This is a genomic window from Pseudarthrobacter sp. MEB009, assembly GCF_030208875.1.
Classification (GTDB): domain Bacteria; phylum Actinomycetota; class Actinomycetes; order Actinomycetales; family Micrococcaceae; genus Arthrobacter.
This window is the reverse complement of sequence record NZ_JARVTC010000017.1, coordinates 66,225-91,589: the sequence shown is the minus strand read 5'-3', so window position 1 is coordinate 91,589 and position 25,365 is coordinate 66,225. Positions and strand designations below refer to the sequence as shown.

The following is a 25,365-nucleotide window of genomic DNA, read 5'->3' as shown; positions in this document are numbered from 1 at the left end:
CCCCGCGGACCCGCCGCTCGAGGGGCCTAGTGCTTGGCGAAGCCTTCTTTGATCTTGGCTGCTGCGTCCTTGAGGTTTCCGCCGATGTCCTTCGCGGCGTCCTTCACTTTTTCGCCCGCATCATGGATCTTGGCCTGCGCCTGGTCGCCCTGGCCCTCGCGTTCCAGTTCCCGGTCCCCGGTCCGCCTGCCGAGGCCTTCCTTGGCGGCACCGAGGTGGTTGGTTGCTGCATTGGTGAGCCTGTTATCAATTCCCATGATGATGTTCCTTTCCTTGGTTTCCTGCGGGGCTGATCAGTGGGTGCAGAGGATCAGTCGGTGCGAAGGGCGCCGGTCAGTTTGGTCCTTGTTCCAGTGGCTATTCGGACCAGAACGGTGGTGTGATGGCCCAACAGCCCGTCAATTGAGCGGACCAGGGCTTCGGCGGTATCGGCCACGTCCCTGGGGGAGGCTCCGCGCCGTGTCTGGAGGATCAGCCGGAGGCCGCTCGGGCCCCGGCCGGATCCCCGCCACGCCGTGACGGAACTTCCGACGATGGAGTTGCTGCCGGCCAGTGCCGCATCCAGGGCAGCCTCCAAATAGGAGATGTCGACGGCGGTGTTCCCGAGCTCGGCGTCGCTGTCCTCCGCGCCGGTTCGGCTCCTGCCGCCGCCCTGCCGCGTCATCCACACGATGCACAGCACTGCCAGGAGCACCAGCGCGGCCACGAGGGCCACGGTCCACCAACTGCCAAGCGGATCCTGCAGGGGCGCCGAGGCCTGGATGGCTTGCCACCTGTCAACGGCCGCGCCGGTAAAGCGGGTCCAGCCGTCCCTGACGAGGGGGTTAAGTGCGGCGCCGGCCGTTAGGATACCGACGGCGGCCAGCAGTATTCCCGCAAGTGCGAGCAGGAGCCGGTTCAAGGCCCTGTTGGTGCGGTTCATCGGCCCGTCACCCCTTCCGGTGAGACGCGCACGTCGGTGCGCAGGTTCCTGGTGAGCCCGTAGGAGGACACTTCGCTGACGGCGGCGGAGGTGAGGGCCTCGCGGTCAATGGCAACGCCCGACGTCGGCCGTACTAGGGCGCGGAGGGAGCGCTTGCCTACCGTGGTGGTCACCTGCTCCGGGGCCAGGTTCGCCGCCAGGCGCACCTTCCGGGAAACGGCTGCGGCAATGGCCGAATCGTCCACCACCAGGGCAACCCGGTCACTGTCCATGGAACGGCGTGGGCGCCGGCCGCCCTTGACGGCGGCGAGCAGGACCAGCAGCCCCAGCAGGGCCACCGCCACGCCGGCCGCAGCCAAAGCGCCCGGCAGGACAGCCTGCGGAAGGGCAACCACCTGCGCCGCCAGCTGGCCGGGGCTGGCCAGGAGGGCGTCCTGCCCAAACAGCGAGAGGACGCTTTCGGCGGCGAGCCAGGCAAAGAAGCACAGGGCCAGCAGGGCAACGGCCACTGACAGCCGGGCGCGCGATGAGTGCGTCTCCCGCCGGATGATCCGTTTGTTGGTTCGGGCCTGTCCCATGGTTACCTCCTCTCGAGTAGATCGGTGTCGACAGCCGTGTCGTCAGCGCTGCGGGACCCCGATCCGGGTGCTGCGGAGCCGCTGTCCACCCTGGAGTCCGGGACCTGCCGGCGCTTGGCGGCCGCCAGCCGGATGTTGATCCGGCCCAGCTCCATCCCGGTGATCTGCCGGCAGGCAACCGAGACCTTGAGCCGGGCAATGTGCGCCTGTTCAAAGGCCGAATGCCGGTGGGTTGCCTCAAGGCCCCGCTCCAGCAGGGCCGGCGCTGGCAGCCGGACAGTCAGAGCCACGCCCAGCTTGCCCGCGTCGTCGTCCAGCGCTGCCGCCACCTGCCCGGGGGGCACCCCGAACGCTCCGGCTGCCACAGCTTCCACAGTGTGCTTCAGCGCGGCGGGGGCAATCCTGGTGTGGCCTGCGCGGGTCATGAGGAGGAGCGCCGGCCACGCAGCGCGTCCAGCACCCCGCCCAGATCAAGCTTGCCCTCGGCGGAGCGGCCCAGGACCGCGCCGATTCCCATAAACAAGGCCGTCAGCAGGAAGCCCCAGAACCCGAAGGCAAGGGCGACGTACGCCAGGACGGCGCCGGCGGCTGCGCCGGCCACCACCGGGGTCATGCCACCCTCGGCTCACGCGGGGCGTCGTCGTCGTCGGTGTTATCTGCCTCGGAGGCTACGTGGATGTCGGTGATGGTGATGTTCACTTCGGTGACTTCCATGCCCACCAGGTCCTCGACGGCGGTGTAAACAGCGTCGCGGGCGCGGTCGGCAACCTGCTGCAGCGGGTGGGGGTACTCCACCACCAGGGTGACGTCCACGGCAACCTGGGTCTGGCCCACCTCTACGGTTACGCCCTGGGTGAGGTCCTTCTGGCCCACCTTCTCCCGGAGGTTGCCCAAGGCGCGGGCTGCCCCGCCGCCCAGTGCGTGGACGCCTTCGATCTCCTGGATGGCGATGCCGGCGATCTTGGCAACAACGCCGTCCGCCACGGTGGTCTTGCCGCGGCCGTCGTGGCCTTCGCCTGCTGCGAGCTCATGGCCCGGTGCGGTGGTCTTCTTCTGTACGTCGGAAGGGGTCTGCGGCTGCGTGGTCATCGTGTCACTCCTGAGGTTCGTCGGGGAGGCTGTTTGCGCCTTCACAGATAAAGACGCAGCCCGGGCCCGGTTCGTCACGCACGGATTTGCGTGACGCCCATCACGTTGCAGGGGTCAGTAGATGAAGATGTTGATCCACTCGCGGTTGTGCGCGTGGATCAGGACCAGGAAGAGCACAAAGTCGAACAGGAGGTGGACGCTGACAATGTAGGACAAAGACCGGGTGATGGTGAACAGGCGGGCCTGCAGCAGGGCGAACGGGAAGATGAAAAACGGTGCCCACGCGTGGAATCCCAGTTCCCAGAGGAACGACGTAAAGAGGACCGCCTGCAGCAGGTTGGCCTGCCAGTCCGGAAGATGGCGGCGCAGCAGGGTGAACACCGTGCAGATGAAAAACAGCTCGTCCCAGATTCCCAGCACGTTGGTGCCCAGGAACAGCCGGCCGATGCCCTCGGGGTCGCTCACCGCAGGCCAGTTGGCGTAGACGCCGGTCCGCACCATGTACATGGGCATCAGGGCGTAGCCGATCACCAGGACCGCCGGGAGATACCACTTCTCCGCCCGTGTCCAGGGCTTCCCGGTCCGGACCGGAAAGCGGATGGCGTGCTCGCGGGTGACAAAACGTGAGACCGCATAGGGGACGCCAACGGCCAGGACCATTGCCGTGCCCATCACCATCATGTGCGCGGTGCTGATGTCCGTGGTGATCGGGACCAGGCTCATGGCAGTAAGCCCGAACGCAACGAGGGCCAGGTCAACCAGAAGGCGGCGGCTAAGGAATCCTGCGGTGATCAGCGCCGCCCCGAGCAGCAAAAATCCAAAAGGGCGGTCCTCCCGGACAAACAGCAGGAAGCCCGACGCCGCCACAAGAGCCGCCGGGGCAAGCGCCGGTGGCGCGGGGAACAGCTTCAGCGCGTCCGCGGGTCCGGTTCCGGCCCGGTGTGGCTGGTTTTTCATCGTGACCCCCCGAGTCTGGTGCCATCGACTCTACTGCTGCAGCTTCGGCCCGGACCAGAGGCAACGACGGCGGGGCTGCGGCCCGGCGGTGCGGACGCAGCCCGGCGGCGAAAAAGGAAAGCGGACGACGCCGGGAGGTGCCGGCGTCGTCCGCTTCAGTTGCGTGGCAACCGGGTCCGTTGTGGCCGCTTAGACGGAGGCGAGGACCTTGGCGTCGTGGCGGAGGCTCAGCGTGAAGGTGTTAGGGCCGCTGCAGGTCACGGCGATGCCGCAGGTGGTGGTGTTGTGCAGGGCGGACATGTCGCTGACCGCGGAATCAATGGTGTGGTGCAGGGCGGCCTTGTCCCAGATTTTCAGGGTCACGGAGTTAGTGGCATCGAACGTCATTATTCAACTTCCATTTCTTGCTGGTGGACGGCTCGGCGCAGGGCCGGGGCCGTGTCCTCGACGGTGAGGACAAAAGTGCGGGAAAGCGCGTTCCCGATATTTCAATGGTGCCTGCCCGGCTTGCCGATGGCAACCGTTTTGGGGCTGATGTGACCAAGCACACCGGCGGTCCCGGGTTGCCGCGGACAGGCTGGAACGTTCCGCACTGTTCTTCAATAGTGCAGAACCAGGAATTGGCGGCTCAACCTATAAGGGGTTTGTTGCGGGTGAGACTGATCACGTTGGGCGGCCCCGAGATCAGCCGACGGTGTGGTGCCCGGTGCCAAGGCATATGCTTCAGGCATGGGAATTATCATCACACTGCTTATTATCTGGCTGGTTCTTTCAGTCCTCGGGTTCGTCGTCAAGGGCTTGCTGTGGCTGGCCATCGTCGGCCTGGTCCTCTTTGTCGCCACTGGCGTCTGGGGCTGGCTGAAGCGTAAAACCCGGGCTTAGTACCCGCACCATCAACAGGACGCAGCAGCCGGTTTCGTCTTCGAAGCCGGCTGCTTCTCCATGTGTGGCCGCAGTTCCGCGTGCCGCGGTTGCCGGGACGCGCCCACTCGTCGAAGTGGGTGTTGAATTCAGGATGAGCACCTCTTCTGCATCCCCGTTGAGGTCCACCGGGGCGGCCAGGATGGACGGGGGCCCCGGTGGCGGCTGCGGCCAGGAAATAAGGTTCCCAGCGGCGCTCCCCGGAGGTCAGGCACCAGCTCTGTGGACCGGGTGCGCAGGGCCTGCCCGGGTTGGGGATGCGGGCCAGTCCCGTGACGCCAACCAGGGCACCAGGTCCGCTGCCCTGGTTCCGCCGTCCTGTGGGCGGGGCGACAGTAGGATGGCTCTATGTCGAGTTCCATTGATAGCCAGACCGCAGCGCAATTGCAGGAGATCCTGGTGGGTGCCGACGATGCTGTCGAATTCCTCTCCGGCCTGGCCGGCATGGCTGCGGCGGCTGTCTCGGAGGCGGCCGGGGACACCATTGAGTGCGCCATCACCCTGAAGTTGCACCGCCGTCCCGTCACGGCTGCCGGCAGCAGCGCCCGCGCCATCGAGCTGGACCATGTGGAGCAGGCCTTGGGCGATGGCCCCTGCATCATGGCGCTGCGGGAAATGTCCACCGTCCTGGTGGTTGACGTGTCCCTGGATGCCCGCTGGCCCTTGTATATGCAGAAACTCCTGGACGTCAACATCCATAGCACCCTTGGTGTCCCGCTGGAGATCAGTGGGGGTGCCGGTGCAGCGCTGAACTTCTTCGCCACAAGGCCAGACGCCTTCAGTCCCGACGTGTACGAAAAAGCAGAGGCCTTCGCGGCTGCAGCCAGCAACACCCTGCAGCTGTCGGTGCGGCTCCGGACAGTGCAGGGCAGGGCCGATGACCTGGAGGCCGCCCTGGAAAGCAGGACCGCCATCAACCTGGCCTGCGGCGTGATCATGGCGCAGAACCGGTGTTCCCAGGAGGAAGCCATGGCCATCCTCACCAAAGTGTCCGGCAACCGCAACCGGAAGCTCCGCGATGTTGCCAAGGAACTGATCGAGCAGCTTTCCGGCAGTCCCGTCCGGACCCACTTCGACACTTAGTCGTCAGTAGATCCCGGCAGCACTGGGTTGTGCTGGGATCATATTTCGGTATCGGCGGCTACTGCTGTCAGGTATCTTGCCGGCCATGCAGAGGCTGACGACGGCGGCCGCGCCGGATGCTGCTGTTAGGTGCCGTGCCCGGCCATGTGGAGGCTGACGACGGCGGCCGCGCCCCGTGCGGGCAGCCCGCCCGCCACGTCCTCCCGCCGGAAGTCCCAGCACCGTCCGGTGCCGAGTACCTCGTAATCCGCGTTTTCGGGTGTTGCCAGCACCAGTGCCGTACCCTCGTCGAGGGCCACCATCCGGTCCACCAGTCCGGCGGCAACGGCGCCGGCCGCCCGGCTCACGGTACCTGCCTGGGCGGCGTGCACGTCCACAGTGAACGGTGCCAGTCCCAAGCCGGCGCGGACTTCGACGTTGTCCAGGCCCTCGGAACATCCCGCATCGCAGACCTCGACGCCGTCGATGCGGTAGCCGCCGATGAGCGCGGCACCCGGCGCCACCATCGCCCCCGCGGAAAAGCCCAGATAGGACGCACCGCCGGCCACCAATCGCGAAATTTCTGCACCGGACCCGCTGAGCCCGGCCAGATAGGCGGGTGTCAGTCCGCCGCCCACCATCACGGCGTCCACGTTGTGGAAGGAAGTGGGGCTGGCTGGGCGAACGGCCCCGGCCGTCCCGTCCTGCCGCAGCAGGACGGGAACCACCTCGCAGGCAATCCGCGCCCCCAGCGGATCAACATAGGCGGGTAGGGCTCCGGCCGGATCCCTGCCCGCTGTGTGGAGCACCAAAGCGATCCGGGCTGGCCGGTGGTGCGGAAGTGCGCGGACAAAGTGGTCAAACACGGCGGGAAAGCTGCCCGGATCCGGAGTGGATCCCGCTAGGTAGATGCCCATGGCCCTCAACGTACCGGACGCCGGCACGCCTTGGTGGAAAAAACCATTGACATGGGGTGGGAGAAGGAATATCGTACAACCAAATGGTTGTAGATCAGCTCCGAGAAACCGAATTGGACCGCCTCTTCCAGGCGTTCGCCGATTCCACCCGCCGCGACATCGTGCGGCGGGTAACCGTCACCGAATATTCGGTTTCCGGCCTGGCTGCCCTCTACGCCATGAGTTTCGCCGCAGTCCAGAAGCATGTGGCGGTGCTGGAGCGGGCTTCCCTGGTGACCAAGGAGAAGCGCGGAAGGGAGCAGATTGTGCGGGGCAACCATGAAGGCCTGCAGAAAGCCCGGTGGCTGCTCGATGAATATGAACAGGTCTGGCGGCAACGGGCCGCCCGGATCGCGGACATCCTCGCAGAAGAGTAGGAAGGCAATGCCATGTCAGTCATCAGTTCCACCAAAAATCCGGAAGCCCTAAGCTTCACGCTGGTAGCCGAGTTTGAGGCCGGTGTGGAGCGCGTCTGGGAGCTTTGGGCCGACCCCCGCCAGCTGGAGCGCTGGTGGGGACCGCCCACCTGGCCTGCCACCTTCGAAAAGCTTGATCTGGTTCCCGGCGGCAAGGCTAACTACTATATGACCGGGCCGGACGGCACCAAGGCTCACGGCTGGTGGGAGTTCACGCACGTCGAGTCGCCCGCCCGGCTCGCCTTTGACGACGGCTTCGCGGATGAAGACGGAAACCCCACCGGTGACATGGGTATCACCCGGGCAACCGTGACCCTGGAACCGCTGGGGGACCGGACCCGGATGACCGTCCAGTCCACCTTCGAATCGGAAGAGCAGATGGAACAGATGGTCCAGATGGGCATGCAGGAAGGCATGACCGAGGCCATGGGGCAGATCGACGCCATCCTTGCCGAACACGCAAACGCCTGACCGCTGAGCGCTGGCATGGCAACGCGCAGCTAATGGCCGGCACCCGCTACGCGGCGCTACTGGCCGGCACCCGCTACGCGGCGCTACTGGCCGGCACCCGCTACGCGGCGCTACTGGCCCGCACCCGCTTCCAGCCAGCGGTGCCAGTGGACCAGGCGGACTGAGTCCAGGGCCGCGAGGTCACCGTCGGTGGCCTCGCGGCGGACCCGGGCCTCGACCGGCAAGCCCACCTGCGCCTCCGCATGAAGCGGAAGGATCTGCAGGGTTACGGCAGAACCCGGAGTGATGCCTGCGTCAGCAAGGTCCAGGACCCAGGGCGAACCGTCCCAGAACCTGTCCGCCACGGGCACCCCATCCACCAGGAGCTGGGCAACATCACCCGCCCACTCCATTTCGAGCTCGGTGTGATGCCCGTCCACCCCCTCCACCGGGAAGGACAGTGAGTACTCCGCGGCCAGTTCGGCGATCGTCTCCGGCGACGGTGCCGCCGCGCGGTTGGCTGCCGAACCAAACGACGCCGGTACCGGCGCTGCAACCCGGGTCAAGACCGCTGGCACGACCCTTGGAACTGCGTCGTTGCCGGCCTGGAATCCGGGAACCTCTGCCTCCGCCGGCAGAGGCACCGCGACATCCACTCCGGCGAATCCGCGCCGGTCGGGGCTGTACCGCTGCAGCGACGGCCGGCCCTGTGAACGCCCGGCCAAGCCGCCGGGCACCGTCCACACCGGCTCGTCGGACAGCACCAGCTCCCCGGCCAGCACCCATGCCTGGTCCGCGGTCTCCGCGGGGAGCACCAGGATGTCCAGCGTGCGGCTCCCGTCCACGGCGGTGAGAAGCTGCGGTTCCGCCGGGGACACCCGCCAGACCCCGTCAGCACCGGGACGAAGACCGGCCTCGGGAAGAAGACCGGCATCGGAAGCGAGACCGGCGCCCGAAGCCAGGCCGCCTGCCTGGTGCTTCCCGGCCGGGCCGCCAGGGACGCTGTTATGGAGATCGATGCTGCTGACAGTCGTTTCCGGCGCGAACTTCAGGTCCACCGGGATGCCGTGCCCGGCGGCCAGCACCAGGGTGGGCACTGTGGAACCGGGATCCAGGATGGTCAGGGGAGTAGCTGTGGCCCAGTCGATCCGCACGCCGGCCACCGTGAGGTTCACCGGCCAGCAGGCGATGGTGCCGGCGGGAATGTCCACTGGCGCCGCCGGAAAGGTGACGGTCCCGGCGTCGAGCGTTACCTCAAACTGCGCGCCCCGGCAGGTGTCCAGCGGGACGTGCGGCTGGTGCCAGGTAACAAAAACAAAGCCGGCGGAGCCGTCGCTGCGGAGGGCCCAGCGGAGGGTGGCGGAGTCGTCCACCCCGGCGGGCATAACGGCGGGAAGGGACGACGGCATCAGTGCCAACCGGTCGCCGAACGCAGCCAGGAACGCGTGCTGCCTGCGCAGCGCGGCAAAACTGCCGGCCAGCCTGCCGGTGGCACCGATCGGGGCGTGGAAATCGTAGTCGAAACGCGGCAGGTCGTTGGGGTAACCGGTGGCCTGGGACTCCTGCAGCCCGTCACCGGGGTTCCGGCCGCCGGCAAACATGTAGTAGCCCTGCCAGGCGGAGCCGTTGCCGATCTTGTTGGCCGCCACAGCCGCCACGTCCGCGCCCTGCGGCCGGGGCCGGCGCTGGTAGGCGGTAGCCATTCCGCCTGCCAGTTCGCAGGTGGCGGGCGGGAAAAGCGCCGACGCAGCCCTGGGAGCGGCGGCCGGACCACCGGCGCCCAGGTGTTCGCGCAGGTCGGCGCCGATGCCGGGGTCGTCCCAGGAATGGCTGAAGAAGAAGTGCTCGCGGAACGTGGGATCCCACGGAGCATCCGCATCCACCCAGAAACCGTCGCCGTACCCGCCGAAGAGCGGCAGCACCTCGCCTTCGGGCAGCTCCGCGCCACCCCAGGCCGTGGCGGTCCAGATGGGGGCCGACAAGCCAGCTGCCCGGGCCAGCCGTTTCAGGGTGATGAGGTGACCGGGCTGGTCGTAGAGTTCATTTTCCAGCTGGATGCCGATCACGTTGCTGCCGGCACCCACCAGGGGGCTCAATTCCCGGCCCAGCAGCCCGAACCAGGCTTCCACCAGGGCAAGGTAGGCGGGATCGTCGGTGCGGTGCTGCACGTCCGCCGCCTGTACCCAGTCCGGGAAGCCACCGTTGCGGACCTCACCGTGGCACCACGGGCCGATCCGCAGCACCACGTCCAGGCCCACCTCCGCGCATAGGGCTACAAACGCCGCCACGTCCAGGTTGTCCGCGAAGCCAGCCCGGCCCGCGTCGGGTTCGTGATGGATCCAGAACACGTATGTGGCCACTACAGTGATTCCGCCGGCCTTCATCAGGCGCAACCGCTCCTCCCAATGCCGGTGGGGGACACGGCTGAAGTGCAGCTCACCGGACACGGGAATGGCCGGTGCGCCATCAACTTCGACGTGCCGGTTGGTGAGCCGGTACCGCTTATGCCGGTCCTCGGTGTTGCTCATGTCGGGCTCGGTCAGCGGGGTTTCCCAGGGCTGGTGGACGACGTGCAGGGCAGCCGGGCTGCTGGTGTGGTTGGGCATGGCACCGAGTATTCCACAGGAAAAGCGGTGCCGGGAAGCGCTTTCCCGGTCGGTCTGCGGCAAGCCGTTGAACCTTGCGGCCTGCTTCGAAATACTGGAGGGCAGGAAACCGGATCGAGGCAGGGGGTGCAGGTATGGGCAACGGGTCAGCGGAATTCCGGAAGCGCCTTGAACGGGCGGCGGAAGCGCGCTCCTACCGCGGCGCCGGCATCACCCCTGCGGAGGAGACCGCCCTGGCGGCCCGCGAAGAGTCCGAACGCCAGAAGCGCAGCAAGGTGGGCGATGCGGCCCGGGCTGACTATCTGGTCCGGGATGCGATGGCGCAGGGCAAGTTCGACAACCTGAAGTACGCGGGCAAACCCATCCCGGGGCTGGGTGAGCAGTACGACCCCGACTGGTGGGTCAAAGGGCTCCTGGAGCGCGAAAACATCAGCGGCATGGGGCCGGCGGCCATTGTGCTGCGCAGCGAGGACGCCGACTTGGACACCAAACTGGATGCCCAGTATTCGGAGCAGCAGGTCCGTGACCTGGTCCTGGACTTCAACCGGCGGGTGGTGGACGCGCGCCGGCAGTTGCAGGGCGGCCCGCCCGTGGTCACGATGACCCGCGACGTGGAGACGGAAGTGGAGCGTTGGCGGCAGCGCCGTACCGCCCGGACCGTGGACCAGCCACCGGAACCGCAACCATCCCGGTCCTGGTGGCAGCGGCTGCGGCGGGGTTCCACGTAAGTGGGCGGACTACGGCGGGTGTCGGCGGCCCTGAAACCATCCCGGTCCTGGTGGCAGCGGCTGCGGCGGGGTTCCACGTAAGTGGGCGGACGACGGCGGGTGGCGGCGCCGTCGTCGGACCCGCGGCAAGTGCCGCTGCTGTAAGCCGGCGGGTACGCGGTCAGGGCCGTTCGGTGCCGGGTGCCTGCAGCCCGAACAGTTCGCAGGTGGCGTTGTAATACCTGTCGGTCCGGCCTTGATGCGCCAGCCCGATGCGGGCGCAGACCCGTTGCGACGCGGCGTTGGCCGGGTTGGTGACCGCCACAACGGCCGGCAGCCCGTGCCCGAAGGCGTACGCTAGGACAGCTGCGGCCGCCTCCGTGGCGTAGCCCCGGCCCCAGGCGTCCGGGTGGAAATGCCAGCCGATCTCGGTATCTCCGGACGGCTGCAGGGGGACCGGTCCGGACGCCGGAATGGACTTCAGCAGCAGCGTGCCCGCCAGGGTCCCGGCCTCCTTCACTTCAACAGCCCAGACCCCATAGACGGGGTGGTCCATGGTGCGCCACGCGTTGATCCGTTCGGTGGCCTCGGCTGGATCGACCATCACCCGCGGCGTGCTGCCGATGAACCGCTGCACATCCCAGCGCGAATACAGGTCCAGGACAAAACCGGCGTCGCCAGGCTCCCACGGGCGCAGCCGCAGCCGGGCGGTCTCAAGGGTTTGCATCGCCCCATCCTGCCAGCAGGAGCAGCTGGCGCGTCCGGCTGCCGGGCCCGGCGGCACTGCTAGCGGCGGGGGCTGGGCGTGGGCGTGGCCGGCGGCGGTGGGGGAGGTGGGGGTGCCGGGAACGCCCCGGTGGGGAACAGCGGTGCCACCGCCAGCATGTAGTTGGCCCACTGCGGGCCCGCGATCATGTAACCGTCCAGCCTGGGGTAGAAGGTTCCGTTGATGGTGACGTTTTGGCCCGGCCGGCTCTGGCCTTCCAGCGCATCGCCGAAGAAGGACGCCGTGGCCAGGCCGGTGGTGTACCCCACCACCCAGGTGGAGCCGTTGTTGTTGGACGTCCCGGTTTTGGCAGCCACCGGGAAACGGGTGTGGACCTTGGGCTGGATCCACACCCCCGAGCCCATCTTCATCACATCCTGGAGGACAGCATTAACGCCGCGCGCCACGGCCGGCTTCACCGCGTCCCGGCACTCCGTGGGCTGCACGGGCAACTGGCCACCCGCCGCGTCCCGGACCTCCAGGAGGGCCACCGGGGTGCAGTACCGGCCGTCATTGGCGAACGTGGCGAAGGCGTTGGCCAGATGCAGCGGCGCGACCCCGATGGCACCCAGCAGGTTGCCCAGCTGGTGCATGTTGATCTGGGCGCCGTCCAGCCCGCTGTGCAGGCCCACCGTGTCCACCATTTTCTGGATGCCGCAGAAATCCAGTTGCGCAGCGGTGGCGAAGGTGGCGGTGTTGATCGAGTTGTACAGCCCGTAATTGATGGGCATGGGCCGGTAGAAGCCGGGTTCGGAGTTCTGCAGATCGTCCGCGGCCCCAAATTCAGGGTTGTTCTGCGCCGTGCTGTAGGCCCCCAGCACCCGACCGCAGGTGGACCGCCAAGGGAAGCCAAGGGGGTAGACCCGCCGGGAGGCATCCACCACGGCGGTGCCGGACTTGCCTTCGTTGAGCCACTCGGCAAACGTGAACGGCTTCATGGTGGATCCCGGCTGGAACCCGCCGGCCCCGTTGAGGTCGTTCCCGTCCGGATCCCTGGCGTCGACGCTGAAGTTCAGCTGCGTGTCGAACCTGCCGGGCTCCGGCAGGAACACCGTGTTCTGGGCCATGGCCAGGATCTTTCCGGTCCCGGGCTGGATGGACACCAGCGCTGCGCCCCACCGGTCCGGATTTTCCCCTGCCGAGCTGTCCACCTGGACCTGCGCCGCCGCCTGCAGCCTGCTGTCCAGGGTGGTGACGATGGTCAGGCCGCCGCGGTACAGTGTCCGCTGGCGTTCAATCAGGCTGGCCCCGTACGCCGGATTGTTCAGGATGAGGTGCGAGATGTAGTCGCAGAAGTACGGCGCCTGGACGGCATTGGCGCAGCCCTGCCGCTGGGGATTGAGGACCAGTTCAATGGGGATGGCTACGGCGGTGTCGTGCTGTTCCTGCGTGATCTTGCCCAGCAGCAGCATCTCCGCCAGTACCTGGTTGCGCCGCACAATGGACTTCTCCGGGTTGACCGCAGGGTTGTAGTACGACGGGCTGTTGACCAGCCCGGCCAGCAGCGCCGCCTGGGGCAGGGTGAGGTCCTTGGCGGTGGTGCTGAAGAAATACCGCGACGCCGCCTCGATCCCGTAGGCATCGCTGTTGAAAAACACGATGTTGAGGTAGCCCTCCAGGATCTGGTCCTTGGAGAACTGCTTCTCCAGGGCGATGGCAAGCTTCATTTCGCGAAGTTTGTCGCCCATGTTTTTCTGGCCGCTGAGGATCACCTCGTCCGGGCGGTCCTGCGACAGCCTGGATTCGTTGATGACGTTCGTGACGTACTGCTGGGTGATGGTGGAGGCGCCCTGCTGGCCGCCCTTGGTCAGGTTGGACATCACTGCCCGGACCACGCTTTGGACGTCAACGCCGGCGTGTTGGTAGAACCTGCTGTCCTCGATGGACACGATGGCGTCCCGGACGAACGGGGACATCTGGTCCAGGGGGACGCGGACCCGGTTTTCGGCGAAGAAGACGGCGATCGGCTGGCCGTCCGAGGTGAGGACCTTGGTGGATTGCGACGGCGGTGCCACCGTCAGCTCCGCGGGCAGGCTGTCGAAGAAACCGATGGAGTTGCTGACGCCCATGCCCGCAGCCGCAACGGCCGGTACCACCAGGCTGGCGGCCAGCACCCCGCAAATGCAGCTGACGGTGAGGAATCCCACGAAGGCCGCCAGGATGGCGGCAACCCTGCGCGTCAACGTCCGCTTCTTTGTCATCGGCCAGCCCTCGAGCTTGATGGTGGGATCAGACTACGCCGTAGGGGGCAGCCGATCCAGCGTCCGGCCGGCGCAGGTGCCGATTCGTCAGACCTCTTGACTTGGCGATAGTTAACGATCTATCGTTAACTATCGCTGAAGAAATCAGCGTTAGTTATCTTGAAGGGACATGCCACCATGAACGGCAATTCTGAAAACACCTTTGCAGGCCCCGAGTTCGGTAGGGGCAAATTCGAGCGCGGCCGTGGCCGGCGGGGGCCGCATGGTCACCGCGGCGGCGGCTTCGGACCCGGCTTCGGCCCGGGTGCGGGCGGCGGCTTCGGGCCCGGTTTTGGTCCCGGATTCGGCCCGGGCTTTGGCCGCGGACCCCGGCGGGCCAGCCGCGGCGACGTCCGGGCCGCCATACTTTCGCTCCTGGCCGAGGCACCCTCCAACGGGTACGGCCTGATCAAAACCATCGCCGAAAAGACCGACGGTGCCTGGCGGCCCAGCCCTGGCTCCATCTACCCCACCCTGCAGCAACTGGTGGATGAAGGCCTGATCGCGGCCCTCAGCGAAGGCCGCGGAACCGAGTTCACCCTCACGGAGGCCGGCCGCGCCTACGTGGCCGAGCATGCGGAGGAGATGGAGAACGCCTGGAACTCCGGGGCGGAGAATCCGGACCGGGACTTCCACCAGAGCATCGGCAAGCTGATGGCCGTCGTCCACCAGTTCCGCAGCGGCGTCACGGCTGAACAGCGTGCAGCGGCCCAGGAAAAAATGGATGAGACCCGCCGCGCGCTTTACAAGATCCTGGCGGACTGAGTGCGGGTGCAGGTTGTCGGTCGCGTCGTTGCCGGAGCAGGCGTTGTTCCGCCAGCGCCGGCCGGTAAGCCTGGGCTTGTCCGCAGATCGGAGCCTTCAGGCCTAGGTCTGCCGGACAAGCTCCGGATTGCTGCCCTGAGCCGGGCTGCCCTGAGCCGGGGTGTCGTGCGCGGGCGTGCCGACTGAAGCACTGGCCGATTCGGCTGCCGGCGTGCCGGACAGCATGGCCCGCAGCGGGCTGAAAGCGGCCCCCATCTCGCCGAAGGCGTAGGCGGTCTCTGCGTGCTCCGACAGATCCACGCCCGCGGTTTCTGCCTCGTGGCTGACACGGAAGCCCACAGTCCTGTTGATGACGCGGCCGATCACCAGTGTGCCCAGCCCGGACAGCAGCAGCGTGATCACCACGGCCGCGGACTGCGCTATAAGCTGCTGGAAGCCGCCGCCGTAGAAAAGGCCGCCGCCCTGGCCGTCCACCGGAAGGGCGATGAATCCCAGAGAGAGCGTGCCCACCAGGCCGGCCCCCAGGTGGACGCCCACAACATCCAGCGAGTCGTCCAGGCCAAACCTGTACTTAAGGTCCACAAACACCGCGCACGCAGCCCCGGCCACCAGGCCCAGGCCGATGGCGGCCACCGGGCTGATGTTGGCGCAGGACGGGGTGATGGCCACAAGCCCGGCCACAACGCCGGAGGCCGCACCCAGCGACGTGGGGTGTCCGTGGCGGACCTTCTCCACCACCAGCCAGCTGAGCATGGCGGCCGCGGGGGTGACCAGGGTGTTGATCCAGATCAGTCCTGCCTGCTCCACCGTGGTGGCGGCACCGCCGTTGAAGCCGAACCAGCCAAACCACAGGATGGCGGCACCCAGCATGATGAAGGGCACGTTGTGCGGGCGGTGGTTGGGATCCTTGGCGAAGCCGTGGCGCTGGCCAACAATGAGCGCCAGGACCAGGGCCGCGGTGCCGGAGCTGATCTCCACCACTGCGCCACCGGCAAAGTCGATGACCTGGCCGAACGCCACCGTCACGGCGCCGTCCGGGCCCATCAGGCCGCCGCCCCAGATCATAAAGGCCAGCGGGCAGTAGACCAGGGTGATCCATACCGGGACAAACAGTGCCCAGGCGCTGAACTTGGCGCGGTCGGCGATGGCGCCGCTGATCAGTGCCACGGTGATGATGGCGAAGGTTGCGCTGTAACCGGCCTTGATCAGGTCCGGAGAGCCCATCAGGTTCTGCAGTCCGAAGCTGGTGAACGGATTGCCGAAGAGACCCAGGATGCCCTCGCCGGTGGTCATTGAATAGCCCCAGAGGATCCACACCACGCCAACAATGCCGGCCGAGATGAAACTCATCATGATCATGTTCAGGGCAGCCTTGGCGCGGGTCATGCCGCCGTAGAAGAGGCCAAGACCGGGAGTCATCAGCAAAACCATCGCGGCCGAAATCATCAGCCAGACGTGTTGGGCAGTGATCTCCACCGGCAGGTCCCTTCGAACGATTGAGGCGGGGCGCTGCGTGGCCCCGTGCATTTCCCCCGTCGTCCATTTTTGGCGCTGCGTGTTTCGAACAGTGCCCCGCAAAGTTGCGCCTGTGTTACACAAAGCGCCCGGTTGTGAAGTTCGCATGTCGGGTATGTTTCGGGCGCGTTAACGCACCCCGACCAGGCGTCCCCCGAATCCTGGCCGGGGCGGGCGAAGGCCCCGGGATCAGGGGTGGGCCTGCCCGCAGCAGGTGAGGCGCCGGCGTCGGCCGCCCGAATGCCCAACGTTTCCCCGGCATGAACGGCGCCTCACGTCCTACGCCCGGTCGTGGAGGGTGATCCGGTAGCCGTCGGGGTCGGCGAAAGTGAACGTGCGCCCGAAGGGGCCGTCAATGGGCGCCGAGGTGATGGGATGGCCGTCGGCGGCGAGGGCGTCATGGATGGCCTGGACGTCCGTGGCGTGCAGCCAGATTGCCGCGCCGATGCCGGGGTGGGCGACGGACGCCAGGTCGGTGCCGGGAACGAGGTCCCGGAGTGCAAAAGCGATCGGGGCCGTTTGGAAAACGACCGCGTGGGGAGGGCCCGCCGGTGACCGGACGAGGCCCAGGTACTTCTCATAGAACGCCTGGGACGCGTCAAGATTGCGGGCTTGGAGGGAGATGAAATCTGGGCCGGTGACTGGCATGGATTGCTGCTTTCTCTTGTGTCAGTTATCTGACATCGATTAACATATGTCAGAATACTGACATGAGTCAAGATGGGATCGAGCTGGAAACATCACTCGGATACCTGCTGAAGGAGGCGTCCAGTGCCCTTCGTTTTGCCATGGAGGCGGAGCTGCGCCCGCTCGGCATGACGGTGACGCACTATTCGTGCCTGGAACTGCTGGCGCAGCGGCCCGGCCTGTCCAACTCGGAACTGGCGCGGGGGGCGTTTGTGACGCGGCAGTCGATGAACGTGCTGCTGCAGGCCCTGGAGCGGGACGGCCAGGTGGCCCGGCCGGCGGCGGCCCGGGTGGGGAAGGTCCTGCCCACCCAGCTCACTCCGCTCGGCAGGAAGCGCCGTGAGCAGGCGAGCCAGGCTGTCAGGGCGGTCGAGGTCAGGATGCTGGCCGGCGTAACGCCGGAAGACCAGGCGGGTGCTGCCAGGATCCTGCGGAGCATGATCCGGTCGCTGGTCGGCGATGGTGCCGGTGGCAACGACGGCGCTGAGGCTGGAGACAGCGGGTTGGGGCAGTAACAGAGGCGGGGAACGCCCGACGGCGGCCGCGCACCAGGGTGCGCAGCCGCCGTCGTGAATCCAAAAGTGGAGTCAGAACGTCCGGGCGTTGGCGAGGACGGGGAGCTTTTCCCGCACGCCGGCCACGGTTGCGGGATCGATGTCCACCACGGCGAGGCCCGGCTCCCCGCCGAGTGTTGCGAGTGCGGAGCCCAGGGGGCTGATGACGGCACTGTGGCCGATGCCCGTGGGCGCGGAACCGGCGGGACCGGCGCCGGTGGTCTCGGGATCGCCCTGGCCGCACGCCACCACAAACGTGGTGCTGTCCAGCGCACGGGCCCGCACCAGCAGGTCCCACTGTTCGGCCTTGCCCTCGCCGGCTCCCCAGGACGCGCACACGATGGTGACCTGCGCGCCTGCCTTGGCGTTGGCTGTGAACAGGGCGGGGAAGCGGACGTCGTAGCAGGTGGCCAGGCCGAACGTGGTGCCGTTGAGCTCGAAGGTCACAGGGGTTTCGCCGGCGTCCACCGTGTTGGATTCCGCAAACCCGAAGGCGTCGAAAAGGTGCACCTTGTCGTAGGCGGCGGCCAGGCCCGGCCCGGCCACCAGGAGCGTGTTGCGGACCTTGCCGTCCTTTCCGGGGGTGAACATTCCGGCGACAATGGCGATGTCCAGTTCCTGCGCCAGGTTCCGCACGCTTTGTGCCCAGGGTCCGTCCAGGGGTTCGGCGATGTCTGTCAGGGAGTGCCCGAAAGCCCGCATGGCTGCTTCCGGGAAAACCACCAGTTCCGCGCCGGCCGCCTTGGCTTGGGTGGCGTAGTCCCGGATCAGGTCGAGGTTGGCTGCGGTGCTCTTACCGGTGATGATCTGTGCGACTGCAAGGCGCATGGATGGCTCCAATCTGTTGTATACATAATGTATGGGAAAAGTGTCGGGTTTGGCCGCGTCGGGGCGGGAAAAGGCCTACGCGCATCTGCGCGAATACGTGCTGACCGATCCCGAGCTCCAGGGCCGCTTCCTCAATGAGCAGGAGCTCGCTGCCGAGATCGGCGTCTCCCGCACCCCCGTCCGCGAAGCGCTGCTGCTCCTGGTCTCCGACGGCCTGGTGGAACTCATCCCGCAGCGGGGCGCCTATGTTCCGCCCGTCACCGGCCGGGAGATTTCCGAGCTGATGGAACTGCGCGGCGTCCTGGAGAGCCACGCGGCCCGCCTGGTGATCGCCGAGCAGTGCGTTCCGCAGCAGCTGATGCAGGAAACCCTTGACCTGCAGGCCCAGGTCCCCGAGAACGGCCAGGCGGCCGACGCCCGCGAATTCATCCGGCTGGACACGCTCTTCCATCAGCAGCTGATCGACGCCGCGGGCAACGAACTCATTTCCCGGACCTACAGCAAACTCCATGTGCGCCAGATCCTGGTGGGCGTGGCCGCCTTGTTCCGCACGGGCGGCCGCCGCCAGGCGGTGTGCACCGAACACCAGGACATCCTTGATGCCCTGGTGGCCGGCGACGCCGGGCTGGCGCAGGAGTCGATCGACCATCACCTTGCGGTGACGCGGGACCTCCTGCTCCGCTCCTGAGGGTTGGATCGGATTCAGCGGGATTCGCCGACGCCGGCCGCCCGGTCCGCGGTTCCGGTGCCTTCGAGCAGCAACCGGTAGTCCTCATCCTCCACGGTGTTTGAGTCCCGGCCCAGCGCCAGTCCCACCACGGTGACGGCGCCCGCGACGGCGACATAGATTGCGACGGGGATCCAGCTGCCGAACTGGGACAGCAGCAGCGTGAACATCAGCGGGGCAATGGCGCCGCCGATCACACCGGCGAACGTGTACGCCAGAGAGCTGCCGGTGGACCGGAGGCGGGGCGAGAACTGCTCCACGATGAACGCCGCTTGCGGGCCGTACATAAAGGAGTGGGCCATCAAGCCCAGGACGATGCCGACAATAAGCATCGGCTGGTTGTCGCCGCCCAGGATGCCGAAGAAGACAAACGTCCACACCGCTCCGAGGATCGCGGCCACACCGTAGACGGCGCGGCGGTTGAACCTGTCAGACACGGCGCCCGCCAAGGGAATCATGAACAGCTGGAAGGCCGAACCGATAAGGACGGCGGTGAGTACCTGGTTGCGCTCGTAGCCGAGCGTTTGGATGCCGTAGGTCAGGGTGAACACGGTGAAGAGTGCGTAGAGGACGTCCGGACCCACGCGGCTCAGGATGGCGGCGATCAGCGGGCGGAGTTCCTTGCTGAACACTTCGCGGACCGGGGCGCTGGGCTGTTCGCCGTGCGCCTCGATGGCTTTGAAAATGGGAGTGTCTTCCAGCTTGAGCCGGATCCAGAGGCCGAAGCCCACCAGGACGGCGGAGACCAGGAAGGCGATGCGCCAGCCGAAGCTGATGAACTGCTCCTCGGTGAGGGCCAGGGTCAGGATGGCCAGGGCGCCGTTGGCCAGCAGGTTGCCGGCGGGCGGGCCCACCTGTGCTGCCGAGGCCCAAAAGCCGCGGCGGTGCGGGTCGCCGTATTCGCTGGAGAGCAGGACGGCGCCGCCCCATTCGCCGCCCACACCCACACCCTGGGCGAAGCGCAGCAGGACCAGGATGATGGGCGCCGTGATGCCGATGCTGTCATAACCGGGCAGGACGCCGATCAGGACGGTGGCCACCCCGATGATCATCAGCGTGGTGACCAGGACCTTCTTGCGCCCGATCCGGTCCCCGAGCCGGCCAAAGATGATGCCGCCCACGGGCCGGGAAACATAGCCCACCGCATAGGTGGAGAAAGCCAGGATGGTTCCGGTAAGGGGGTCCGAGGAGGGGAAGAAAACGAGGGGGAAAACAACTGCTGCAGCTGCCGAGTAAACGGCGAAGTCGTACCATTCGAGCGCGGTGCCGGTCAGGCTGGCGGCGAAGGCCTTGTACAGGCCTTTGGGGTGGACGGGCTTGGGGTGCGGCGTCGCGCCCTGGGCGGGGGAGTTGATCAAGGAGTGCCTCCACAGTGTTATTTGCGAGTGACGCCTGTCACGCTGGCGTTAAATGTATACATTACGCATACTGGATGTACATTGGCGACCGATACGGGTTTCCGGTTTGTTAATTTTCCGCCCGCAGCACCGAAAAGGACTGAACAACCATGACGCTTCTCAGTTTCGAACTTCCCGATGGCAGCACCACGGATGTCCAGGTCACGAACCTCCTCAACGCGGGCTACGCGGGCAGGGAGCAGGACGAGGTCCAGGCGCACATCGCCGAACTGGCGGAACTTGGGGTCCCGGGTCCCAGCACCACGCCGGCGCTCTACCCGGTTTCGCCGTACCTGGCACAGCAGGTTGCCGAAGTCCAGGTCCAGCACGCCAGGACCTCGGGCGAAGCGGAATGGGCGCTGGTCATTACGGCGGACGGCGTGCTGCTGACGGTGGCGTGCGACCACACCGACAGGGCGCTGGAAGTCCACGGCGTTGCCTGGAGCAAAAACGCCAGCCCTGATGTCCTGGGCCGGAAGGCGTGGTGGCTGGACGACGTCCGGCCGCACCTGGACCGGATCACGCTCAAGGGCTGGGTGGGGGCAGGGGATACCCCGGACACGCTGATCCAGGACAGTTCACTGGCGGCGCTCCTGACACCTGACTACTGGCTCGAAGTCCTTGCGGAGCGTGGCCTGAACAAGCCGGGCACCGTGCTGATCTCAGGCACGGTGGCCATGACCGCGGGGGTGGACCAGTTTGCCCGCAGCTGGAAGGTGGAGCTGGCGGACCCGGTCACCGGGCTGGCAGTCGACGCCCAGTACGTGGTGGCGGAGATGGCGGAACCGATCGGCTGACCCCGCCCGGGGTTCCGGTGGGATGCGGCGAAGGCTACTGCTTGTAGCCCTCAACTTCGCTCACGGGCCGGGTCTCGGCGTCGTTCGGGTTCTCGCCCGACTCCGCCTTGGCCCGGCGCTGCCGCAGCAGGTCCCAGCACTGGTCCAGGCTTTCGGCCACCTGGCGGAGCCGCGCCTTGTCCGGGGTGTGGCCGGTGCCGGTGTCGTCCCGGAGGGCATGCTCCTCCTCCACCAGCGCCTGGATTTTCGCCAAAAGATCCTGGTCGTTCACGGTTTCCCCTATCGTTTGGACGGTCCTGCCCAGCGTACGGAGTCCGGGCGCCACCCACCAGCCCCTGTACCATCAACAGCATGCCCACTGTGCTTGATATGGCAGGTCCAATCCTGGAAATGCTGACCTGGTTGTGCCTGCCCGTGGGACTGGGCCTGCTCTTCTATACCGGGATCCTGCGTCGCTTTGTGCATCCCTGGGTGGTGGCCGAGGCTGTGGTGTATTCGGACAGCACCGGCGTGGGTTTCCGCTGGTTCGACCGGAAGTACCAGGTCCACCATGCGCCCATGTCCCCGCATGACATCAAGGACCTGGCCATCGGCGACACCCTGCCCATCTACTACCACCCCAAACGGCCCACGCAGTGGCAGGTCACCGTGCCGGAGGAACCGGCCCGGACCGCCCTGGTCCTGGGGCGTTGCCTGACCGCCATCGGTGCGGTGGCCCTGCTGGCGGGCTTTGTCCTGCCCATGTTTTAGCAGTAACCAGCCAGCAGTCCAGAACCAGGAGTACGACGGCGGCCTGGCAGTTATCTCCGCAGGCTAACCGGCCAGCACCACGCCGATGCCCAGGCCGCCCAGCGCCACGCCGGCAGCTGCCGTCCACAGCACCGCTGCGGCGTCAGCGTCCACCCGCTCCCGGACCAGGCCGCGGGAAAAGGCGCCGTACCGGCGCCGCTGGGTGAGATAAATGGCTGCCGCCGCGGCGGCGGCCACGGCAAACATCAGCAGGATGGGCAACCCGTGCTGCGGCAGCCAGCGCAGGAAAATGGCGCTGACGCTCACCAGGGCAAGCACGGTCCGGCCCCAGGCAAGGGTGGTCCGCTCAGGTTGCAGGCCGGGGTCGCCGTGGCCTGAACTGTTAGGGCCTGACCCGTTATGGCCTGACCCGTTATGGCTTGAACCGTTGTGGCCTGAATTGCTGTGGCCTGACCCGTTATGGCCGGGTGCTGTGCCTCCCAACGATGACATGGCGTCAGCGCCAGAGGACAAAGGCCAGGACAACGGCGGCTGCCAGGGCGCCTGCCCCCGCCAGCAGCGGCACCACCAGGGGCAAAGGCAGGGGTGCTTTGTTCCGCATGCTCCGCTCCACCCGGAGCCACCGCACTGCTGACCCGGCGCTGAGCAGGATTCCCATCAGCAGCAGGATCATGGCCAGGCCTTTGCGGACCGGAACCACAAAAAGATCCTCGGTGAAGGCCTCGATTGCGATGCCGCCGGCCAGGAGCGCCAGGGAGGTTCGGATCCAGGCCAGGAACGTCCGTTCGTTGGCCAGGGTGAACCGGGGGTCCGGCTCCTCGCCGCCGGGAAGCAGCCGTTCCGCCATCCTGCCGCGCGGTGGATGTGCTGTCGGCGCGGGTTGTGCCCCCGGCCGCCCGCCGGGATCCGGCGCCGCGGACGTGTCCCTGTTGTCCGTCACGGTGCCAGCACCGCCTTGCCGGCCAGGTGGGCACCGATGGGAAGGGCGGCAGTGGCCGCAGGCGAGGGCGCGTTCAGCACGTGGATCATCCGCTCCGTTTCAGCAAGAAGGAAATCATGGATCAGGGTGCCGTCCCGGCGGACAGCCTGTGCCCTGATGCCGGCCTCAAACGGCAGCAGGTCGGCTGCGCGCAACCCGGGAGCGTACTTCCGGCATTCCTGGAGGTAACTGGCTTTGAACAAGGAGTTGCGGACCTCACGGACGGCGGTCCCCGCGTGGTTCCGGGCCACCTTCCAGAACCCCGGGAACCGCGCGTAGCGGGCAACGTCCCGGACGTTCACCGAGAACTTGGGGTAGCCCTCCCGCGCCATGCCCAGCACCGCGTTGGGCCCCACCGTTATGGTGCCGGCCACCGTGGGCGTCAGGTGGACCCCCAGGAACGGCAGGGCAGGGTCCGGCACCGGATAGATCAGGTGCCGGACATACCCGGACATGGCAGCCGGAAGCGCAAAGTACTCGCCCCGGAACGGGATGATCTGGACATCGATGTCCATCCCCGCCAGCTCCGCCATCCGGTCGGACTGCAGCCCGGCGCAGGCCACCAGCCGGCGGCAGGTGTAGTCCGCCGTCGCCGTGCCTACATGCACCAGATCCGGATCTTCCCGGATGGAGGTCACTGGTGCGCCGGTGACCACCTGCCCGCCGGCCGCTACCACCAGCTCCGCGAGTTTTTGGGCTACGGCGCGGTAGTCCACAATTCCGGTGTCCGGGAGGAACAGCGCCCCCAGCCCGGTGATGTTCGGCTCCCGGCGGGCCAGTTCCGAGGCGTCGATGCGCTCGCAGGGCAGGCCGTGGATGGCGGCGCGGTCCTCCAGCTGGCCCAGTCGGGCCAGTTCCAGTTCCGAGGTTGCCACCAGCAGTTTGCCCGGTTCCGCGTAGTCGATGCCGTGCTCCCGGCAGAACTCCTTGGTCTGCTGCGCGCCGGCCATGCTGAACCGGGCCTTGAGGCTGTCCGGGGCGTAATAGATGCCGGAATGGATCACCCCGCTGTTGTGGCCGGTCTGGTGGGAGGCCAGTTCCGGTGCCGCTTCGAGCAGCACCAGCGAGGCATCCGGCTGCAGGCGAAGGAGCTGGTACGCGGTGGCCAGGCCCACGATGCCGCCGCCAATGATGCAGTAGTCCGTCCGGGTCACTGGGCCGCCTCTCCGTTTCAGGTTTGAGCCTAGCGCTCCTGTGGTTGACTCAGGCCCCGCTGCGCGGGGCAAACATGATTACCGCGACACCCACCAGGCAAATAATGGACCCGATGATGTCCCACCGGTCCGGACGGAAGCCGTCAAAGGCCATGCCCCAGGCCAGCGACCCGGCCACAAATACCCCGCCGTAAGCTGCAAGGATCCGGCCGAAGTTGGCATCCGGCTGAAGGGTGGCCACAAAGCCGTAAATGCCCAGCGCGATAACGCCCAGCCCGGCCCACCACCAGTCCCTGCCTTCGCGCACCGCCTGCCACACCAGCCAGGCCCCGCCGATTTCCGCGACCGCAGCCAGCAGGAACAGCAACGCCGTTTTTGCCATGGCAGCGGCGTCATTTGTTGTGTCCACCCGGCCATCATGCCAGCTCCGTCCTGGCGGGACGGGGGTGCCCGAACCAGCGGCGCCGGGAATGCGGGGCGGGTGTTCCCGGTTGCTGCAGATATGCAACGAATCGGATTCCTTTCCTTCGGCCATTGGGGCCCCGGCCAGGGCAGCCAGACCCGGAGTGCCGGCGACATGCTGCTGCAGGGCATCGACCTGGCCGTGGCCGCGGAGGAACTGGGCGTGGACGGCGCCTTCTTCCGGGTCCACCACTTCGCCCGGCAGCAGTCCTCGCCGTTTCCCCTGCTGGCCGCCATCGCCGCCCGCACCAGCCGGATCGCCATCGGCACCGGCGTGATTGACATGCGCTACGAGAATCCGCTGTACATGGCGGAGGAAGCTGCCGCCACGGACCTCATCAGCAGGAACCGGCTGCAGCTGGGCATCAGCCGTGGTTCACCTGAGCCGGCCCTCAACGGCGCTGCGGCCTTTGGCTACCGCCCGCAGGCGGGGGAGACCGATGAAGACATGGCCCACCAGCACACCGACCTCTTCCGATCGGCCATCAGCGGGGCAGGCGTGGCCAACGCCGATCCCAGATTTGCCGCCACCACCGGGCTGCTCCCCGTCCAACCGCAGTCGCCCGGACTCGGCGAGCGGATCTGGTGGGGCGCAGGCTCCCGCAAGTCAGCCGTGCGCGCTGCCGAGCAGGGCATGAACCTGATGAGCTCCACCCTGCTCACCGAGGACACCGGCGTGCCGTTCCACGAGTTGCAGGCTGAACAGATCCGGTTGTTCCGGGACGCCTGGGCCGCCGCCGGGCATTCCTTCACGCCCCAGGTGTCGGTGAGCCGCAGCGTCCTGCCCATTGTGGACGCCGAAGACGCCCGCTACTTTGCCGGCAGCGCGCTGCGTGAAGGCCGGGACCAGGTGGGCGTCATTGACGGGCTGACGGCGCGGTTCGGCAAAAGCTATGTGGGTGAACCGGACGCCTTGGCACGCGAACTCGCCGCCGACTCCGCCGTCCAGGCCGCTGACCTGCTCCTGTTGACGGTCCCCAACCAGCTGGGTGTGGACTTCAACGCAAAACTTCTGGGAAACATCGCCCGGCATATCGCCCCGTCCCTGGGGTGGCAGCCCGGGCGAGCCTGACACCCGTC

The 25,365-nt window shown here is 67.1% G+C and carries 32 protein-coding genes; 11 read left to right on the top strand and 21 right to left on the bottom strand.

Annotated elements, in window-relative coordinates:
- Positions 1-26: 26 nt before the first annotated feature.
- The 8 genes from QRN07_RS17540 to QRN07_RS17505 all read right to left on the bottom strand — a co-directional run bounded on the left by QRN07_RS17540 (position 27) and on the right by QRN07_RS17505 (position 3,933).
- Positions 27-257 (bottom strand): CsbD family protein, encoded by a 231-nt coding sequence (locus QRN07_RS17540; RefSeq protein WP_285241759.1) that lies wholly within the window; start codon positions 255-257, stop codon positions 27-29.
- Between the two features lie 53 nt (positions 258-310).
- Positions 311-922: a hypothetical protein gene (locus QRN07_RS17535; protein ID WP_285241758.1), complete on the bottom strand. Its 612-nt coding sequence runs from the start codon at positions 920-922 to the stop codon at positions 311-313.
- Entirely contained in the window at positions 919-1,500 is a 582-nt protein-coding gene (locus tag QRN07_RS17530) for a hypothetical protein (RefSeq protein ID WP_285241757.1), read from the bottom strand. The genes QRN07_RS17535 and QRN07_RS17530 overlap by 4 nt, the downstream gene beginning before the upstream one ends.
- A 2-nt stretch (positions 1,501-1,502) precedes the next feature.
- On the bottom strand, positions 1,503-1,925 hold the full coding sequence (locus tag QRN07_RS17525; RefSeq protein WP_197273625.1) for a hypothetical protein: 423 nt from the start codon (positions 1,923-1,925) through the stop codon (positions 1,503-1,505).
- On the bottom strand, positions 1,922-2,113 hold the full coding sequence (locus QRN07_RS17520) for a DUF2273 domain-containing protein (RefSeq protein WP_050687940.1): 192 nt from the start codon (positions 2,111-2,113) through the stop codon (positions 1,922-1,924). Before QRN07_RS17520 ends, QRN07_RS17525 begins: the two co-directional genes overlap by 4 nt.
- Positions 2,110-2,589, bottom strand: coding sequence for an Asp23/Gls24 family envelope stress response protein (locus QRN07_RS17515; protein WP_050687939.1), 480 nt, complete (start codon positions 2,587-2,589; stop codon positions 2,110-2,112). Before QRN07_RS17515 ends, QRN07_RS17520 begins: the two co-directional genes overlap by 4 nt.
- 114 nt (positions 2,590-2,703) lie before the next feature.
- Complete coding sequence (locus tag QRN07_RS17510) at positions 2,704-3,546, bottom strand: CPBP family glutamic-type intramembrane protease (RefSeq protein ID WP_285241756.1); 843 nt, start codon at positions 3,544-3,546, stop codon at positions 2,704-2,706.
- Between the two features lie 189 nt (positions 3,547-3,735).
- On the bottom strand, positions 3,736-3,933 hold the full coding sequence (locus QRN07_RS17505; protein WP_050685073.1) for a hypothetical protein: 198 nt from the start codon (positions 3,931-3,933) through the stop codon (positions 3,736-3,738).
- 342 nt (positions 3,934-4,275) lie between these two features.
- Here QRN07_RS17505 and QRN07_RS17500 point away from each other — a divergent pair, with 342 nt between their 5' ends.
- Positions 4,276-4,428: a hypothetical protein gene (locus tag QRN07_RS17500; RefSeq protein ID WP_285241755.1), complete on the top strand. Its 153-nt coding sequence runs from the start codon at positions 4,276-4,278 to the stop codon at positions 4,426-4,428.
- 387 nt (positions 4,429-4,815) lie between these two features.
- Positions 4,816-5,550: a GAF and ANTAR domain-containing protein gene (locus QRN07_RS17495; protein ID WP_285241754.1), complete on the top strand. Its 735-nt coding sequence runs from the start codon at positions 4,816-4,818 to the stop codon at positions 5,548-5,550.
- Between the two features lie 125 nt (positions 5,551-5,675).
- Here QRN07_RS17495 and QRN07_RS17490 read toward each other — a convergent pair whose 3' ends face one another.
- Positions 5,676-6,446: a Type 1 glutamine amidotransferase-like domain-containing protein gene (locus QRN07_RS17490; protein ID WP_285241753.1), complete on the bottom strand. Its 771-nt coding sequence runs from the start codon at positions 6,444-6,446 to the stop codon at positions 5,676-5,678.
- Positions 6,447-6,529: 83 nt separating this feature from the next.
- Between QRN07_RS17490 and QRN07_RS17485 the strand changes: the two genes are divergently transcribed.
- Together QRN07_RS17485 and QRN07_RS17480 are read left to right on the top strand one after the other, a co-directional pair.
- Complete coding sequence (locus QRN07_RS17485) at positions 6,530-6,862, top strand: ArsR/SmtB family transcription factor (RefSeq protein ID WP_050685076.1); 333 nt, start codon at positions 6,530-6,532, stop codon at positions 6,860-6,862.
- Positions 6,863-6,874: 12 nt separating this feature from the next.
- The gene (locus QRN07_RS17480; protein WP_056601250.1) at positions 6,875-7,372 is read left to right on the top strand and encodes an SRPBCC family protein; all 498 of its coding nucleotides are present in this window, start codon (positions 6,875-6,877) and stop codon (positions 7,370-7,372) included.
- A 110-nt stretch (positions 7,373-7,482) separates the two neighbouring features.
- Here the strand turns inward: QRN07_RS17480 and QRN07_RS17475 are convergent, their stop codons facing one another.
- On the bottom strand, positions 7,483-9,957 hold the full coding sequence (locus QRN07_RS17475) for a beta-galactosidase (RefSeq protein ID WP_285241752.1): 2,475 nt from the start codon (positions 9,955-9,957) through the stop codon (positions 7,483-7,485).
- Between the two features lie 134 nt (positions 9,958-10,091).
- On the opposite strand from QRN07_RS17475, the gene QRN07_RS17470 reads away from it, so the two are divergent.
- On the top strand, positions 10,092-10,685 hold the full coding sequence (locus QRN07_RS17470; protein ID WP_285241751.1) for a DnaJ family domain-containing protein: 594 nt from the start codon (positions 10,092-10,094) through the stop codon (positions 10,683-10,685).
- Positions 10,686-10,845: 160 nt separating this feature from the next.
- Here QRN07_RS17470 and QRN07_RS17465 read toward each other — a convergent pair whose 3' ends face one another.
- Positions 10,846-11,391 (bottom strand): GNAT family N-acetyltransferase, encoded by a 546-nt coding sequence (locus tag QRN07_RS17465; RefSeq protein ID WP_285241750.1) that lies wholly within the window; start codon positions 11,389-11,391, stop codon positions 10,846-10,848.
- Between the two features lie 59 nt (positions 11,392-11,450).
- Positions 11,451-13,631, bottom strand: coding sequence for a transglycosylase domain-containing protein (locus QRN07_RS17460; protein WP_285241749.1), 2,181 nt, complete (start codon positions 13,629-13,631; stop codon positions 11,451-11,453).
- A gap of 177 nt (positions 13,632-13,808) precedes the next feature.
- Here QRN07_RS17460 and QRN07_RS17455 point away from each other — a divergent pair, with 177 nt between their 5' ends.
- Complete coding sequence (locus QRN07_RS17455) at positions 13,809-14,435, top strand: helix-turn-helix transcriptional regulator (protein WP_285241748.1); 627 nt, start codon at positions 13,809-13,811, stop codon at positions 14,433-14,435.
- A 102-nt stretch (positions 14,436-14,537) separates the two neighbouring features.
- On the opposite strand, the gene QRN07_RS17450 is transcribed toward QRN07_RS17455, so the two are convergent.
- Both QRN07_RS17450 and QRN07_RS17445 read right to left on the bottom strand, forming a co-directional pair.
- The gene (locus QRN07_RS17450; RefSeq protein WP_285241747.1) at positions 14,538-15,911 is read right to left on the bottom strand and encodes an ammonium transporter; all 1,374 of its coding nucleotides are present in this window, start codon (positions 15,909-15,911) and stop codon (positions 14,538-14,540) included.
- 318 nt (positions 15,912-16,229) lie between these two features.
- On the bottom strand, positions 16,230-16,598 hold the full coding sequence (locus QRN07_RS17445; protein ID WP_285241746.1) for a VOC family protein: 369 nt from the start codon (positions 16,596-16,598) through the stop codon (positions 16,230-16,232).
- Between the two features lie 62 nt (positions 16,599-16,660).
- Between QRN07_RS17445 and QRN07_RS17440 the strand changes: the two genes are divergently transcribed.
- Positions 16,661-17,152, top strand: coding sequence for a MarR family winged helix-turn-helix transcriptional regulator (locus tag QRN07_RS17440; RefSeq protein WP_285241745.1), 492 nt, complete (start codon positions 16,661-16,663; stop codon positions 17,150-17,152).
- A 72-nt stretch (positions 17,153-17,224) separates the two neighbouring features.
- On the opposite strand, the gene QRN07_RS17435 is transcribed toward QRN07_RS17440, so the two are convergent.
- A complete protein-coding gene (locus tag QRN07_RS17435) occupies positions 17,225-18,019 on the bottom strand; it encodes a carbon-nitrogen hydrolase family protein (protein WP_285241744.1) in 795 nt (264 codons plus the stop codon).
- A 31-nt stretch (positions 18,020-18,050) separates the two neighbouring features.
- On the opposite strand from QRN07_RS17435, the gene QRN07_RS17430 reads away from it, so the two are divergent.
- Positions 18,051-18,707 carry a GntR family transcriptional regulator gene (locus QRN07_RS17430; protein ID WP_056601264.1) on the top strand — a complete coding sequence of 219 codons (657 nt, stop codon included), beginning with the start codon at positions 18,051-18,053 and terminating at the stop codon, positions 18,705-18,707.
- Between the two features lie 14 nt (positions 18,708-18,721).
- Here QRN07_RS17430 and QRN07_RS17425 read toward each other — a convergent pair whose 3' ends face one another.
- On the bottom strand, positions 18,722-20,104 hold the full coding sequence (locus tag QRN07_RS17425) for an MFS transporter (protein ID WP_285241743.1): 1,383 nt from the start codon (positions 20,102-20,104) through the stop codon (positions 18,722-18,724).
- Positions 20,105-20,253: 149 nt separating this feature from the next.
- Between QRN07_RS17425 and QRN07_RS17420 the strand changes: the two genes are divergently transcribed.
- Positions 20,254-20,940, top strand: coding sequence for a DUF2848 domain-containing protein (locus QRN07_RS17420; RefSeq protein ID WP_285241742.1), 687 nt, complete (start codon positions 20,254-20,256; stop codon positions 20,938-20,940).
- Positions 20,941-20,974: 34 nt separating this feature from the next.
- On the opposite strand, the gene QRN07_RS17415 is transcribed toward QRN07_RS17420, so the two are convergent.
- On the bottom strand, positions 20,975-21,211 hold the full coding sequence (locus QRN07_RS17415; protein ID WP_050685088.1) for a DUF2630 family protein: 237 nt from the start codon (positions 21,209-21,211) through the stop codon (positions 20,975-20,977).
- Positions 21,212-21,291: 80 nt separating this feature from the next.
- On the opposite strand from QRN07_RS17415, the gene QRN07_RS17410 reads away from it, so the two are divergent.
- On the top strand, positions 21,292-21,690 hold the full coding sequence (locus QRN07_RS17410; RefSeq protein WP_050685089.1) for a DUF3592 domain-containing protein: 399 nt from the start codon (positions 21,292-21,294) through the stop codon (positions 21,688-21,690).
- Between the two features lie 63 nt (positions 21,691-21,753).
- Here the strand turns inward: QRN07_RS17410 and QRN07_RS17405 are convergent, their stop codons facing one another.
- The 4 genes from QRN07_RS17405 to QRN07_RS17390 all read right to left on the bottom strand — a co-directional run bounded on the left by QRN07_RS17405 (position 21,754) and on the right by QRN07_RS17390 (position 24,205).
- Entirely contained in the window at positions 21,754-22,047 is a 294-nt protein-coding gene (locus tag QRN07_RS17405) for a DUF202 domain-containing protein (RefSeq protein WP_056601343.1), read from the bottom strand.
- Positions 22,048-22,186: 139 nt separating this feature from the next.
- Entirely contained in the window at positions 22,187-22,537 is a 351-nt protein-coding gene (locus QRN07_RS17400) for a YidH family protein (protein ID WP_056601271.1), read from the bottom strand.
- A gap of 89 nt (positions 22,538-22,626) precedes the next feature.
- Positions 22,627-23,823, bottom strand: coding sequence for an L-2-hydroxyglutarate dehydrogenase (lhgD, locus tag QRN07_RS17395; protein ID WP_285241741.1), 1,197 nt, complete (start codon positions 23,821-23,823; stop codon positions 22,627-22,629).
- A 49-nt stretch (positions 23,824-23,872) separates the two neighbouring features.
- Positions 23,873-24,205 carry a YnfA family protein gene (locus QRN07_RS17390; protein WP_050685149.1) on the bottom strand — a complete coding sequence of 111 codons (333 nt, stop codon included), beginning with the start codon at positions 24,203-24,205 and terminating at the stop codon, positions 23,873-23,875.
- Positions 24,206-24,325: 120 nt separating this feature from the next.
- Here QRN07_RS17390 and QRN07_RS17385 point away from each other — a divergent pair, with 120 nt between their 5' ends.
- Entirely contained in the window at positions 24,326-25,357 is a 1,032-nt protein-coding gene (locus QRN07_RS17385; RefSeq protein WP_285241740.1) for an LLM class flavin-dependent oxidoreductase, read from the top strand.
- Positions 25,358-25,365 lie beyond the last annotated feature (8 nt).